At 62.1% G+C, this 14,915-nt stretch carries 13 protein-coding genes; 7 read left to right on the plus strand and 6 right to left on the minus strand.

Annotated elements, in window-relative coordinates; translation table 11 throughout:
• Positions 1–4: 4 nt before the first annotated feature.
• Both AS9A_RS15230 and AS9A_RS15235 read right to left on the minus strand, forming a co-directional pair.
• Entirely contained in the window at positions 5–451 is a 447-nt protein-coding gene (locus tag AS9A_RS15230) for a MaoC family dehydratase (RefSeq protein ID WP_013807962.1), read from the minus strand.
• Positions 452–548: 97 nt separating this feature from the next.
• Positions 549–1,781: a PucR family transcriptional regulator gene (locus AS9A_RS15235; RefSeq protein WP_013807963.1), complete on the minus strand. Its 1,233-nt coding sequence runs from the start codon at positions 1,779–1,781 to the stop codon at positions 549–551.
• Between the two features lie 188 nt (positions 1,782–1,969).
• Here AS9A_RS15235 and AS9A_RS15240 point away from each other — a divergent pair, with 188 nt between their 5' ends.
• The 5 genes from AS9A_RS15240 to AS9A_RS15260 are packed head-to-tail and all read left to right on the plus strand — an operon-like array spanning position 1,970 to position 8,649.
• Positions 1,970–3,373 carry a solute carrier family 23 protein gene (locus tag AS9A_RS15240; protein WP_041451126.1) on the plus strand — a complete coding sequence of 468 codons (1,404 nt, stop codon included), beginning with the start codon at positions 1,970–1,972 and terminating at the stop codon, positions 3,371–3,373.
• A gap of 54 nt (positions 3,374–3,427) precedes the next feature.
• On the plus strand, positions 3,428–4,921 hold the full coding sequence (locus tag AS9A_RS15245; protein WP_013807965.1) for a long-chain-fatty-acid--CoA ligase: 1,494 nt from the start codon (positions 3,428–3,430) through the stop codon (positions 4,919–4,921).
• Between the two features lie 32 nt (positions 4,922–4,953).
• Positions 4,954–6,657: a PHA/PHB synthase family protein gene (locus AS9A_RS15250; protein WP_013807966.1), complete on the plus strand. Its 1,704-nt coding sequence runs from the start codon at positions 4,954–4,956 to the stop codon at positions 6,655–6,657.
• Positions 6,654–7,499, plus strand: coding sequence for a poly(3-hydroxyalkanoate) depolymerase (gene phaZ / locus AS9A_RS15255; protein WP_049793744.1), 846 nt, complete (start codon positions 6,654–6,656; stop codon positions 7,497–7,499). Before AS9A_RS15250 ends, phaZ begins: the two co-directional genes overlap by 4 nt.
• On the plus strand, positions 7,489–8,649 hold the full coding sequence (locus AS9A_RS15260; protein ID WP_013807968.1) for an acyl-CoA dehydrogenase: 1,161 nt from the start codon (positions 7,489–7,491) through the stop codon (positions 8,647–8,649). Before phaZ ends, AS9A_RS15260 begins: the two co-directional genes overlap by 11 nt.
• Positions 8,650–8,750: 101 nt before the next feature.
• Here the strand turns inward: AS9A_RS15260 and AS9A_RS15265 are convergent, their stop codons facing one another.
• Positions 8,751–10,040, minus strand: coding sequence for a fatty acid desaturase family protein (locus AS9A_RS15265; protein WP_013807969.1), 1,290 nt, complete (start codon positions 10,038–10,040; stop codon positions 8,751–8,753).
• A 171-nt stretch (positions 10,041–10,211) separates the two neighbouring features.
• A complete protein-coding gene (locus AS9A_RS15270) occupies positions 10,212–11,216 on the minus strand; it encodes a thiamine-phosphate kinase (RefSeq protein ID WP_013807970.1) in 1,005 nt (334 codons plus the stop codon).
• Positions 11,217–11,271: 55 nt separating this feature from the next.
• On the opposite strand from AS9A_RS15270, the gene AS9A_RS15275 reads away from it, so the two are divergent.
• Entirely contained in the window at positions 11,272–11,826 is a 555-nt protein-coding gene (locus AS9A_RS15275; protein WP_013807971.1) for a DUF3515 domain-containing protein, read from the plus strand.
• Between the two features lie 3 nt (positions 11,827–11,829).
• Here the strand turns inward: AS9A_RS15275 and AS9A_RS15280 are convergent, their stop codons facing one another.
• On the minus strand, positions 11,830–12,945 hold the full coding sequence (locus AS9A_RS15280) for a D-alanine--D-alanine ligase family protein (RefSeq protein WP_013807972.1): 1,116 nt from the start codon (positions 12,943–12,945) through the stop codon (positions 11,830–11,832).
• A 53-nt stretch (positions 12,946–12,998) separates the two neighbouring features.
• A complete protein-coding gene (locus tag AS9A_RS15285) occupies positions 12,999–13,997 on the minus strand; it encodes an NAD(P)H-dependent glycerol-3-phosphate dehydrogenase (protein ID WP_013807973.1) in 999 nt (332 codons plus the stop codon).
• Between the two features lie 145 nt (positions 13,998–14,142).
• Between AS9A_RS15285 and cofC the strand changes: the two genes are divergently transcribed.
• Entirely contained in the window at positions 14,143–14,853 is a 711-nt protein-coding gene (gene cofC, locus AS9A_RS15290; RefSeq protein WP_013807974.1) for a 2-phospho-L-lactate guanylyltransferase, read from the plus strand.
• The last annotated feature ends 62 nt before the right edge of the window (positions 14,854–14,915 follow it).

A 14,915-nucleotide genomic window follows, 5' to 3' on the forward strand; every position in this document is an offset into this window, starting at 1 on the left:
CCTTTCAGGAATACAGAACCACTGCTTCAGCGACGCACACGGGGGTGTCGTGTCCCCGCCGTTTCATTATGATCGCAAGCACCGCCTCGATCATTCCTCCCCGAGTTTTCACTCCGACGACCGAGACGTCGGACCTGATCTCGCTGCCCACCGGAACAGGGGCCGGGAAGCGTACCCGGTTGAGCCCGTAGTTCAGGGCAGCACCAAGCTCCTCGAATTCCAGTACTTCGTACAGAACCCCGGGGATCAGCGACAGCGTCAGGTATCCATGCGCGATCGTCGTGCCGAACGGACCTGACTTGGCTCGCTCAGGATCGGTGTGGATCCATTGGGTGTCACCGGTAGCCTCGGCGAATTGATCAATCTGGTCCTGGGTGACTGTGGTCCAGCTGCTTGTGCCGAGGCTGGCTCCGATGTGGTCCTTCAGGGCTGCGGGCGTCGTGAGGTACATGGCTTCTCCGGGATCGGCGGATTGGACACCACTACGGTGCGCCCAGAACGCGCGATTGTGTTAGAGGAGCGGTGACACTCTTGCTGTGATTGGTTCACTAGGCCGGGGCGAGAAGTTTGATCGCGACGAGAAGGTCGAGTACCTCGCTAAAGGCGCGCAAGTCCTTGCCGGTTCGTTCCGCGATGCGTTCGAGGCGGTAGTAGGCGGTGTTGCTGTGAACGTAGAGCGCGTCCGCAGCTGCTTTCGCGTTCAGGTTCGCCTCGACGTACGCCAGCAGCGTATCGATGTACATGCGGTCGCCGGCTAGATCCTTCTCGACGAATCCCCGGACCTGCGGTGAAATAAGCCGACGTGCGATCGGGTCATCGCGGGAGACAAGATAGTCGAAGGTGGTGAGTTCGCCGAGCGCCTGAATCCCCGGCCTCCCGTGCAGTGCCCCCAGCGCGAACTTTGCCTCACAGTAGCCGGGAGGTGCTGCGTCCAGGCCAGTCAGCGGCGTGCTTACGCCCAGGGCAAGTTCGACGCCGCCTGCGCGCGCCTTATCCGCGACGCGGCGAAGGTCACGCAGAACCCCACCTATACCCCGCTGTATTGGGGCCGGCAAGACACCGACGATCTCGTTGCGTCGCATAGCAAGCAGTCCGTGCGGATAGGTTGTGGCAGCTTTCCCGAGCACACGCACCAGCGTGTTCCGCTCACCGCTGTACCCGACGACGCGTCCCGCGACAACCACGATCACGCTTCCTGCGCTGAGTCCCGCGGTGCGCAACGCTGCCTGGCGAGGCCCGGTCACGGGCTGCTGGCCAGCGAGCAAATCATCGATGAGATCACGTGCAGCACTCGTGGCATCCGCGACCAGAAACCGCTCAGCTTCGAGGTATGCCTCAGCAGCTGCGGTTGTCCCGACCTCAATCACCTCCATAATCGCGCTCACGGCTTCCGACGCAGCGAAACGCAGGTCTGGCTGTTCCGCCGTGAGTTGTCTGATCGACTCCCACAAGGTGATCTGCGCAACACGGAAGGCCCGCAGAAAGTCAGGCATTGAGATGCCCTGCGTCACGCGCCGCATCGCTTGATCCGCCGTGACGCGAAACCGGTCGGCCCGCGGTTCGAGCCCTTCCTTAAGAGCTCGAACAAAGATGTCAAAAACGTCCAGGACGTGGGTCAAGACTTCCCTGCGCAGGTTGGGAACGGCGCTCTCCCGGTAACCCGCCACGTCACTGAGAATCTGATCTGTTGCCGCATTCGCGATCCTCGGGAGTTCGCGTCCGATCAATTCCGCGAGGCGGCGTCGCTCCGCTTCCCCGGAAAACTCACCTTCAGAGGGCATTCACGTGATCCCTTCACTGGACGGAGTCCTGCTGGTACCGGATCAAAGACTACTGCGCCGATTTATCACTGGACCACAAAAACGCTGTCACCTCGCCCCTACAGGGTGACGCAGATCGCGCTGCACTCTAGTGCGGGATCACACACCTCGTGGAAGTCCACCTTCCCCTGCCTCTAGAAAGGCTTCGCATGCGATCGCGCTACCTCCTGAAACGAGAATATGGCCAGGAGCAGCCGTACTGGCGCCTGGGTATGTTCAAGATCCGTTTGCCCTTCATCCACTATCCGCTTGAACTCGCGGAGGCCGTGCAGGCCGCGATCATGTTCGTGGTGGGCATGGCAACGATCCCTCTGCTTCAGACCTATCTCGGCATGTCGTTCGAGGTCGCGCTCACAGTCACGATCCTCTTCATGGCGACTCTGTTGCTGCCTGCACTGCTTGGTGCTCCGCTGGCTCCTGGCTTCATCACACCCGCCGTTCCACTTGTGGTGGTGTATCTCAGCGCTTACGAACCCGGCACTGAGGCGATCAAAGCTATGGTGGCCCTCCACATCGTCGTCGCAATAATCTTCCTCGTTCTCGGCGTCACGAAAGTCGCGAGCAAGCTCATCTCCAGCATCCCGGTCTCCGTCAAAGGCGGCATCCTGCTGGGCGCCGGAATCGCGGCACTGATGGGTGAAATCGGTGAAGGCGGACGCTTCCTGGCCACACCGCTCTCGATCGGCGTCGGCGCGCTCGTCATCGCATTCACCCTGTTCTCCGCCTCGTTCAGGCTGCTCTGCAACCGCAGCAAGCTCGGCGTGATGATCGCCAATTATGGCCTCGTCCCCGGGCTTCTCCTCGCGATCGGGGTGGGCTGGGCCGTCGGCGAATACCCACTGCCACAAATCGAATGGGGAATCACGTCCCTCGCGATCAACGAACTGTGGCAGCTACTGCCCTTCACCATCGGCTGGCCCACACTCGAGATGTTCCTGACCGCGATCCCCGTTGCGATCATCTCCTACGTCATCGCGTACGGAGACATCGTGGTCGGCGACTCAGTCATTGCACGAGCCGACAAAGCCCGGCCGGACGAGGTTATCGAGGTAGACAACGATCGCCTGCACGTCATCACCGGAATCCGGAATGCGCTGCACGCACTCTTCATTCCGCAACCGGGCCAGGGCGGGCCTATCTTCACCGCACTGACAGCGAGCATCGCGACCCGGTACGAGTTCGGTCGACGCGCAATGGAATCCGTGTACAGCGGGGTGGGCACCTTTTACCTCATCGCATTCTTCGCCCTGTTCGCGATGCCACTGGTCACGCTTTTCCAGCCCGTTCTACCGATCGCGCTGTCGCTCACCCTCCTTGTGACCGGCTACCTGTGCATGGTCGTCGGCATGCAGCAAGTGAGCAACACCGAGCAGTACGCCGTCGCGGGCGTCACCGGCGTCGTGCTGGCCACCCAGGGTGCAGCCTGGGGCATCGTCGCAGGCATCGTCCTGCACATTCTGGTGGAGCGGACCTCGTTGCTACGCAGAAACAATCCGCCACCCGATGATGCTGAACCGCCCGAGCATCAGAACGCCAGGGAGGCGCACACATGATTCGCCGCACATTCATGTCCCCATCACAGCCCACCACCTCGAGGGGCCTGCTCCATGACTAACGTCGCAACCGGGTTCGTCAGCACGGCGAACGCCACACCCACCGCCACTGCGGTGCAGTCTGACGATCAGAAACAGACCTACTCCGAACTTCACACCGCGGCACGTCGCGTCGCGAGCCTCCTGATTCAGCGCGGCATCAAGCCTGGCGACACCGTTGCAATCATGCTTCCCAATGTTGCGGCGTTTCCGGCTCTTTACTACGGAATCCTCCTCGCGGGCGGTGTCGCCGTTCCAATGAACCCACTGCTCAAGAACCGGGAAGTCGCATACTACCTCGGCGATTCCGGCGCGAAACTCGTGTTCGTCTGGCATTCGGTTGCTCAGGAAGCAGTGGCTGGGGCCCTGGAAGCCCACTCCAGCGTCGTGGAGGTCGACGAGTCGTTCTTGGGGAGCATCTCGGCATTGCCACTTGCAGGCGTCATCGACCGCGCCGACGATGACACCGCCGTCATCCTGTATACCTCCGGCACCACCGGGCACCCCAAGGGCGCGGAACTCACGCACTTCAACCTGCGCAACAATGCTGATCGCTTCGCGCAGGACTGGCTGAAGCTGACCGCAGATGACGTCGTCCTGGGGTGCCTGCCGCTGTTCCACACGTTCGGGCAGACCGTGTCGATGAACTGCACGTTGTTCAGCGGCGCGACGCTAGTTCTGCTCACCCGCTTCACCGGCGATCTCGCACTCGAGGCGATCGAGAAGGAGAAAGTCACGATATTCGCGGGCGTTCCCACCATGTACTCGGCGATGATCGAGGCGCCAGGCAGCGACACCGCCGACGCGTCAACCCTGCGGTTGTGCTGTTCAGGCGGCGCGGCCCTGCCTCTCGACACGCTCACGTCATTTGAGGACAAGTTCCACGCGGTGATCATCGAAGGGTACGGACTCTCCGAAACGTCCCCCGTGTGCTGCTTCAACCCGCCGGAGGGAAGGCGGAAAATCGGGTCCGTCGGACTTCCCCTCGAAGGTGTGGAGATGCGCGTCATCACTGACGACGGCGAGACGCTGCCACCCGGCGAACTAGGCGAGATATGCGTCCGCGGTGAGAATGTCATGAAGGGCTACCTCGGCCGCCCCTCAGCCACCGCCGAGGCATTCATCGACGGCTGGTTCCGCACCGGTGACATCGGCAAAACCGACGATGACGGCTACTTCTACATCGTCGACCGCAAGAAGTCGCTCATCATCCGCGGTGGCTACAACGTCTATCCGCGCGAAGTCGAGGAGGTGCTGTACGAGCACCCAGACATCGTCGAGGCGGCAGTGATCGGGATCCCGCATCCAACCCTCGGCGAAGAAGTCGGAGCAGCTATCACGGTACGTCAAGGTACAACCCTCGACCCCGCTGATATCAGCGCATACGTGAAAGCCAGGCTCGCCGCGTACAAGTACCCGCGCCAGGTGTGGGCAGTCGACGAACTTCCCAAAGGACCTACCGGCAAGATCCTGCGCCGCGAGGTCCAGCCACCCGTTAACGCACGCTGAAACCACTCGAAACAACTAAGGAATCTCGCGTCATGGTCACCATCAGCACTCAAAGACTCGACGACACCCTCGCGGAAGCGTCAGCACCCATTGACATGCTGCTGACGAACGCGGCACGCGGACAATGGCGGCGCTTCCTCCCCGGCGCCTCCACGCTGAAGCTCGGCGCAGCGATCGCGGATCGGCCGAGCGTCGTTGCAGACGAAGTAGTCGGCCTGGTCCGCGAACTCGCCCGTGTCGGCACCGGCAATTCAGAGATCACCCCGAACAAACGCGACCGCAGGTTCAATGACGCCGCATGGCTCTCGAACCCGTGGCTCCGTGCCATCTTGCAGGGCTACTTAGCGATCGACCAATCCGCGCGCAGCGTCATCGGGGAACTCGAACTCGACTGGCGTGACCGGGAGCGCGTCGAGTTCGCTCTCGAGAACATACTGGACGCTGTTTCGCCCAGCAACATCCCTGGCATCAACCCACTCTCGCTTAAGGCACTCATCGACACAGGCGGGTTCAGCGCAGTCCGTGGAGTACGAAACTTGTTGCGCGACTTCGCGAAAGCCCCCCGGGTTCCGGCGATGGTTGACACGTCAGGCTTCACAGTCGGTGTCAACATCGCTGCTACAGATGGCGCGGTCGTGCTGAGCACACCCAGCTTTGAGCTGATCCACTACCATCCGGTCACCGAAGCGGTCGGCAAGTTGCCCTTGCTGATCGTTCCACCGCTCATCAACAAGTACTACGTGGTCGACCTTGCGCCGGGCCGCAGCCTCGTCGAATATCTCATCTCGCAAGGACAGCAGGTCTTCACCCTCTCGTGGCGCAACCCAACAGCAGAGCAACGAGACTGGGGGGTCGACGAATACGCGAAAGCAGTGATACGAGCCTTCGACGCCGTCCAAGAGATCGCGGGTACTGAGCGGGCGCACACCCTGAGCCTCTGCTCCGGCGGTGCCCTGATGTCGATGGTGGCCGCGCACCTGTCGGCGATTGGGCAAGGTGACCGTATCGCAAGCGTGAGCCTTGGCGTCAACGTTCTCGACCAGTCGCAGGCCGGTTTGCAGGCAGCGCTTGCGGGCAAGAAGTCCGCGAAGGCCGCCATCAAGTACTCCGCGTCGAAGGGCTACCTCGACGGTGGAGCTCTAGCGGAGATGTTCGCGTGGATGCGGCCCAACGATCTCGTGTGGAGCTATTGGGTCAACAACTACCTTCAGGGCAAAGATCCAGCGCCGTTCGACGTACTGTTCTGGAACGCAGACACCACCCGGATGACCGCTGCTCTGCACCGCGACTTCATCGAACTGTTCCTGGACAACAAGCTCGCCAAGGCTGGCACAGCCACTCTGCTTGGTACGGCAATCGACCTGTCGGGCGTGAAAGCCGACTCGTATGTGGTCGCTGGCGTGGCAGACCACATCAGTCCATGGCAGGCGTCGTACCGCAGCGCGCTCCTACTCGGTGGTGACACCCGCTTCGTACTGTCAACGAGTGGGCACATCGCGTGTATGGTCAATCCGCCCAGCAACCCCAAGGCGTCCTTCCGTGTGAATCCGGAAATGCGCGCGAACGCCGAGGATTGGCTCGGCGGCAGCAAGAAGGTCCACGGCTCCTGGTGGCCGGACTACGCGCAGTGGCTCGCGGACCGCAACGAGGGAAATGTGCCCGCACCGCGCGAACTCGGTTCCGAGCAGTACCCAGCAGGTGTTCGTGCACCCGGCCAGTACGTGTTCGAGTCATGAGCGCAGGACTTAGCCTCGTGCGTGGCACGTGGATTCGCGTGTGCGGCTATCGGATCCGGGTAGACGTCCGGCAGGGACGCGGTGACGAACAAGACGTGCCCTTAGTGCTGTGCAACGGAATCGGCGCGAGCCTCGAAACGTTCGACTCCCTCGTTGAAGGACTCGACCCCGAACGTACCGTCATCAGTTTCGATGTTCCAGGCGCCGGGCTTTCACCGGCACCACGCATGCCGTACAGCTTCGCCCTACTCGCCGCCGCTGTCACCAGAATGCTCACTCAGCTGGGCCATCTCCGCTTTGACGTGCTCGGGTTTTCGTGGGGTGGTGCGTTAGCGCAGCAGCTAGCGTTTCAGTTCCCGCGCCGGTGCCGTCGAGTGGTCCTGATGTGTACAGGGACAGGCGTGATGATGGTGCCAGCAAAGCCCCAGGTGTTGTGGCACATGGCAACGCCACGGCGCTACCGCGATCCCGCATACGCGGCTCAGGTCGCTCCCACCATCTACGGCGGCGCGGCGCGGACCGATCCCGAGGGAGTCAGGGCGGTGTTTGGCAAAGTCGAAACCACCGCAAGCCGGCGCGGCTACGTCTATCAACTCCTCGCGGGGTCATTGTGGGCGAGTCTGCCGTTCCTGCCCGGTATCCGGCAGCCCGTCCTCATCCTCGCGGGCGACAACGATCCGATTATCCCTCTGGTCAACGCGAAGGCAATGCAACGGCTGATTCCCCACGCTCAGCTGTCCGTCTTTCCTGGTGGCCACATCGATCCCCTCCTGCGAAGCGACGACATCGGTGGTCGCATCGAACAATTCCTCACTCAGAAAGACACCCACGATGACGAGTAACCCTGACTTCGACCTGTTCCAGCTCGCCGACGAACACAATGAACTCCGCGCCGCGATCCGGTCCCTGTGCGAGAAAGAAATCGCTCCGTACGCAGCGGATGTCGATGAGCACGAGCGCTATCCGGCAGAGGCACTGAAGGCCTTGACTGGATCTGGCTTCAACGCAGTTCATGTTCCGGACGAATACGACGGCCAGGGAGCCGATTCGGTGGCGGCGTGCATTGTCGTCGAGGAAGTGGCTCGCGTTTGCGCCTCTTCATCGTTGATCCCCGGCGTGAACAAACTTGGCACGATGGGGCTGATCCTGAACGGAAGCGAGGAACTGAAGAAGCAGGTTCTGCCGGCCATCGCTTCAGGTGAGGCGATGGCGTCATACGCACTGTCCGAGCGTGAGGCTGGATCTGATCCAGCATCGATGCGCACGCGGGCCAAGGCAGATGGCGAGGACTGGATTCTGAACGGTTCGAAATGCTGGATCACCAACGGTGGCCAGTCGACCTGGTACACGGTCATGGCCGTCACCGACGCGGATAAGGGCGCGAACGGCACTTCTGCGTTTATGGTGCACAAGGATGACGAGGGCTTCACCGTCGGCCCGACGGAGAAGAAGCTCGGCATCAAGGGCTCACCAACTGCGGAACTGTACTTCGAGAGCTGCAGGATTCCTGGCGACCGCATCATCGGGGAACCAGGCACGGGTTTCAAGACCGCTCTGGAAACGCTCGACCACACCCGCCCCACGATCGGCGCACAGGCGGTGGGCATCGCACAGGGTGCCCTGGACGCGGCAATCGACTACACCAAGGACCGCAAACAGTTTGGTAAATCGGTCAGCCAGTTCCAGGGTGTGCAATTTATGCTCGCCGAGATGGCCATGAAAATAGAGGCCGCGCGTTTGATGGTGTATCACTCGGCTGCACGCGCCGAACGCGGCGAGAAGGGTCTCGCATTCATTGCCAGCGCGGCGAAATGCTTTGCCTCCGACGTCGCCATGGAGGTCACTACCGATGCAGTGCAGCTCTTCGGTGGTGCGGGCTACACCCGTGACTTCCCGGTGGAACGCATGATGCGCGACGCCAAGATCACCCAGATCTACGAGGGCACCAATCAGATCCAGCGCGTCGTCATGGCCCGGTCGCTTCTGCGCTGATGTCCCCTCCTGAATCCAGCTGCGGAGGTCAACAGAACCGCGCGTTTTTGCACGTTTCCGTTGACCTCCGCAGCTGGATTTGAGGGAAGGAGAGCGATCGGTCAGGCGGTGACGGGAGTTCCCGCTTTCCGCTGACGCCTTTCTCGCTTGATGCGCGCACGCTGCGCTTTGAGTTCCGCCATCATGCGTTTACGCTGCTCTTTCAACTCCGCGATCGCGGTGCGCAGCCCCCGGCGGCGGCCTGTCGCTGGGTCTGTCGCAACCCATTCGAGAGCCTGAATTGCCTTGAACCTCAGTTCCGACGCGGTCTCTGGCGCATCGTCGGACGTGGCGCGCAGCAGGCTGTCGGGGAGCGCGAGTTTGAAGACGGTCCGCTGAACCAGCAGCGCCTGCTTCATCAGCGAGCCTGTCGTGTAAGGCAGGTCGTATTTTTCACACAGCTGCCGCACTCGTACGGCGATCTCTGCCGCCCTGTTACTAGGAAGATCAGGAAAAAGGTGGTGCTCGATCTGATAACAGAGGTTCCCGCTCATGAACGCCATCGCGGGACCAGCGTCGAAGTTCGCGCTTCCTAGCATCTGCCGGAGATACCACTCCGCCTGCGTCTCGTTCTCTAGATCCGAGAGGACGAATTTTTCCGCTCCGTCAGGGAAATGGCCGCAGGAGATCACTAGGTGCGCCCAGACATTCCGGGCGAGGTTCGCGGTCGCGTTGGCGGCGAGAGTGTGCTTCCAGCGACGGCCACTCAGCGCTGGGAAGAACACATAATCCTTTCCCACTTGGCGCACTATTTTCCGGCGGAAGGTAGCGATGTCTTCGGGCGACGGTTTCCGACCGTCAAACTGCAGATCGTGCAAGGCAATGCCCCACTCGAACCCCGCAGCCAGAAGGAAATTCTGGAACGGCTGGAGAAGGTGGATCGGTTTCCACTCCTGATCACGGGTGACCCGGATGATGCCGAATCCCACGTCCTCGTCCATGCCGACGATGTTCGTGTACTTGTGGTGAACGACGTTATGCGCGTATTTCCACTGGACTGACGGCCCTGGCATGTCCCATTCCCAGGTGGTGGAGTGGATTTCTGGATCGTTCATCCAGTCCCACTGTCCGTGCAGCACGTTGTGGCTGATCTCCATATTTTCGATGACCTTCGCCACCGCGAGGGCTGCTGTCCCCGCGAGCCAGCCAGCTTTGCCGCGACTCGCGAAAATCATGTACCGGCCCGCAGCATCGAGTATCCGCTGCGCAGCGATAGTCCGGAGAATATAGCGCGCGTCACGGGAACCGAGCGATTCCTCGATGTCGCGGCGGATGATGTCGAGTTCGCGGCCGAGCGACTCGATATCCGCGTCGCTGAGATGTGAATACTCAGCGAGTTCTTTGATAGCCATAACATCCCTTCGCAACGCAGCCCTGGCAGCTGCATCAAAATTTCCGCAAAGCGCCAGTGCGATGCGAGGGCGAAGAGCCGTCAGCTACCGCTCTCGTGCCCCTCTCCGTAACTTTACTCGCATCTCGGCGCCACTGCGTCGGACACGTCGGCGGAAGGGAACGGTAACCCCCTACCAACTCGTCCAACCGCCGGCTGAACGCGAGGTGTGGTCCACTGTGACACCTTTCCCCTCGGATACCGACCCAATGAGGCGCCAATTCTTGGGTACCGCACTTTCCGGTGCGAAGGCTGCGACGAGAGCATGATCTTCGCCACCGTCCAGTACCCAGGACATCGCGTCAGTTCCGCATATTGCGGCGACGGCACGCACCGGTTCCGGACATCCCAGCGCCGCAGTGTCAATATTGATCCGCACACCCGAAGCCCGCGCGATATGGCCCAGATCTGACAGTAGGCCGTCTGAGGTATCGATCATTGCGTGAGCACCTGCCTCGGCGGCAGAGACGCCCTCGCGGTAGGGCGGCCGCGGTACTCGGTGGATCGCGACGCACTCGCGTGTCGCCGCATCGGCGGGGGCGATCCCGCGAGTCAGGAGTTCAAGGCCAGCAGCCGAATAGCCAGTCTCCCCAGCCATGGCAATGAGATCGCCGGGACGCGCGCCACTGCGCAGAACCGCCCTGCGGCCGTCCAGATCACCGAGGGCAGTCACGGATACTGTGATGTGCGGCGATTGAACGAGATCTCCCCCGCCGATTCCCGCGCCCGCCGCGGACGCCTCCTCCCACAGCCCTTCGTTCAGCGCGTCGGTCACTGCCAGCGGGGTGTCCGCGGGACAACCAAGACCAACGAGGAACGTGAGAGGGCGCGCACCCATCGCGGCCATGTCGGCGGCGTTTTGCGCTATTGATTTGCGTCCAATGTCATGGGGCGAGGACCAGTCGGTCCGGAAATGCCGCCCTTCAACGAGCATGTCCACTGATGCGACCACAGTGCCGTGTGTGAGAGACACCACGGCGGCATCATCGCCGGGGCCGATAAGTGTGGCCGCTGGCTGTTCCCTGCCTGCGGTGATGCGCCGGATGACGCCGAACTCCCCGGTGTCACGGACAGTTGCGTCTTCGGCTCGAGCGCCGTCTGGCGGAGCAGGGAGATCCTCACGCGACTCAGCAATCACCCGACTAGAGTACGGTGACAGCCGAACTGACGTGCTGACCCCGTGATGAGGTGTTGTGAGCGAGACCAAGCCGGAACGCCGTTCCCCTGCTCTTATCGCGACCGCGATTGCCCTGCCGCTAGCTTTGATCACCGGACTCATCGTCGCTGCAGTTGTGATGCAGCGCGACCTTGAAGCGGAGCCGGCAATCCTCGCCGAGTTCCCCGCGCCTGGTGCCGATTCGGACGAGTGCGTCACGCTGCTCGATCAGCTGCCAGATGAACTCGGAAGTCTGGAGCGCGCGGAGATCGTCGATCCAGCACCGGCCGCTACGGCGGCCTGGCGGGAGCCAGGCTTGCTCGACGACCCTGTTGTCCTGCGCTGTGGCCTTGAGCGTCCCTTGGAGTTTGACCAGGCCGCGGCGCTGCAGCTCGTGAATGAAGTGCAGTGGTTCGAGGTGTCCGGTGCGGAAATGGGGCTCGATTCAAGCACCTGGTACGCCGTCGACCGGGGCGAGTACGTCGCTCTGACGCTGCCGACCGGTACTGGCCCGACGCCTGTTCAGATCATTTCAGAGGTCATCAGCGAGCATCTCCCCCAGCAGGAACTCGACCCCGCACCGATCGGCTGACTGCTATCGCAGACCAATACCCCGGGCAATCGCGGTGTCGATCAGGGTTGAAATCAGCTCCTGGTACTCGATACCTGATACTGCCCAGACACGCGGGTAAAGCGAGATCGACGTAAACCCGGGCATCGTGTTGACTTCGTTGATGAGCGGACCGTCATCGGTGATGAAGAAATCGACACGCGCAATGCCCTGACAGTCAAGAGCGGTGAATGCAGCAACGCTGAGGCGCTGGATCTCCCTGGTCATCGCGTCGTCGAGATTCGCTGGAACGTCGAATTCGGTGACGTCGTTGATGTACTTCGTTTCGAAGTCATAGAACGCCCCGCCAGCAGCGTCACCACCGTGGGTGTCGGGCAGTCTGATCTCCGCGACGACGCTTGCTTCGACCCTGCCATCCGGGAACTCGAGCACTCCACATTCGACTTCTCGCCCGACGACGCCCGCCTCGATGATCACCTTGGGGTCGTAGCGGCGCGCCTCATCTACGGCAGCGTCGAGATCGTCCCACGTCGTGATTCGCGAGATGCCGATGGACGAACCACCGCGCGCGGGCTTGACGAAAGCTGGCAGGCCCAAGTAGCCACGCTGTTCATCGGTGAGCGTCTTGACCCCTGGTCGCAATACGACCTGGCGCCCTACCGGAAGGCCTTCGGCAGCAAGGAGCTTCTTGGTGAATTCCTTGTCCATCCCGCCCGCGCTCGCGAGAACGCCCGCCCCCACGTAGGGGACGCCCGCTAGCTCCAGCAAACCCTGAATAGTGCCGTCCTCGCCGTAAGGACCGTGCAGGACCGGGAAAACCACGTCAACCGCAGCGAACTCACCACCAGCCTGGTCTCCGTCGAGCGAGATGACCGCTCCGCGCCGGGCCGGCGACGCCGACAACGCAAGCTCGCCGCCATCCGCGGAAACCTCGGGCAGCGAGCCCGCTGTGATGACGAGTTCGTCAGGGTCGGTGCCGCCGTTCACCCAGGCGCCGTCCGGAGTGATTCCGATTGGAACAACATCGAAACGATCCCGATCGATATGGCGCAAAACACTTCCCGCTGATACACAAGAAACGGAATGCTCACTGCTGCGGCCACCGAACACTACGGCTACGCGGATTCGTTCACTCGTCACTCTTGAGACGCTACCTGGGACTGCCTTTACTGCGTGCGCGCACCGGCAAGGTGTTACTCAGGCTTCATTCTGCGCCCAAGGAGTTGCTGGACCGCATCGAGCACCGCTTGTTCCTCGTGGCACACCTGGTGCACCGCATTCGTCAATGGCATTTCGACGCCGTAACTGTTCGCCAGCGCCTGCACCGAGGTGCACGATTTCACGCCCTCAGCTACCTGTCCATGCGTCGCAGCCTGCGCCTCCGCCATCGATCCGCCGCGGCCGAGCGCCTCCCCGAAACTCCGGTTGCGGGAAAGCGATGATGTACAGGTGGCGACCAGATCGCCGACACCCGCGAGGCCCGCCAGCGTCGCCGGATTGGCGCCGAGCGCGACACCGAGCCGCGTTATCTCCGCGAGGCCCCTGGTGATGATCGATGCGATCGTGTTCACGCCGAGGCCCACACCCGCTGCCATGCCGCATGCGAGGGCAATCACGTTCTTGCATGCCCCACCAATTTCGCATCCGATGACATCCGCGTTCGTGTACGGCCGGAAATACATTGTGTGGCAGGCCTTCTGCAGCGAGATTGCCCGTGACGAATCGGGGCAGGCGATCACGGTCGCGGCCGGCTGGCTTTCGGCAATCTCACGGGCAAGGTTGGGGCCGGAAAGCACCGCGACCCGTGACTGATCAGCTTTGGTGACCTGCGTGATGACCTGGCTCATCCGCAGCAGAGTGTCCATCTCGATACCTTTCGCGAGGCTCATCAGCGTCGCGTCCGGCGGGAGCATTTCCTTCCAGGCCCCGAGATTGGTGCGCAGCGTCTGGGATGGCACGGCGAGCACGACGATGTCGGCGTCTTCTAGAGCAGCAGCAGGGTCAGCGGTGGCGTGCAGACGTTCCGGCAGGATGATCCCGCGGAGGTAGTCACGATTCTCGTTGCGTTCCTCGATGCATTGGGCGAGTTCCGCGCGACGGGCCCACATCATGACATCGGTACCTGCATCAGCGAGGACCTTCGCATACGCGGTCCCCCATGAGCCCGAACCCATCACTGCTGCTTTAGTCACGTGATCTACCTCCGATGTTCGTGGCTGCCCGCGGCATGTCACTCTGGGGTTGTTTCACTTCTGCTCACGCATTCTGCCAGTCGACCGCCCGCATCGCGGGGTAAGTCAGACACCGGTGCTGCGGGCTAGCGCTTAAGGTGGTGCTGTGAGCGCCACATGGATCCTCATCCCGGTGAAGCCCTTCGCCCATGCCAAGTCGCGCCTCAGTTCTGCCGTCGGCCCGGAAGACCGCAGCCGCATCGCTGAGGCGATGTTGCGTGACACCCTGTCGGCGGTGCGGTCATGCCCCGACGTCAACGGAGTGACGCTCATCGGCCACCGGTCCGGAATAGCCGAAATCGCTCGCGAATACGGCGTCTCAGTGCTCGATGACGCGGAGCTCCTGGGCAGCGCACCAATGCGGATCCGCACTGGCACCTTCGCCGATCCCCGGCTCAACGCGGTCATCGCCGGCGCCGCCGACACCATTCGCAAGAAAGCAGCGAATCACGCGATCGGCGTGCTGCACGCGGATCTGCCCGCGCTCGCTGCCGCCGATATCACGGCAGTCATCGGCGACATGCGTCGGTCTCCGTCTCCGATCTTCGTTGCGGACCGACACGGCTACGGCACCACGGGACTCTTTATGCCACAGGGTGTGATTTTCGCCCCACAGTTCGGAGAGAGTTCCGCATTGCGCCACTTGCAGGCGGGGGCTGTCGCTGCAGCCGGCGAACTAACCGGGCTGCGCTGCGACGTTGACACCCCAGAGGACCTCGAAGCAGCGCTCGAGGCTGGCGCTGGAAAGTGGACACGCGCGGCAGTAACACGCGCGCTGTGCACCGGAACCTTTACCTGCGAGACACGAAAAGTTTAGGACGGAGTTTCCGCTCCGGCTTGCTGTCCTGCCACAATTTGGAATGATCGAAGAGTGAACCA

This window comes from Hoyosella subflava DQS3-9A1, from assembly GCF_000214175.1.
In the GTDB taxonomy this organism is placed as follows: Bacteria; Actinomycetota; Actinomycetes; order Mycobacteriales; family Mycobacteriaceae; genus Hoyosella; species Hoyosella subflava.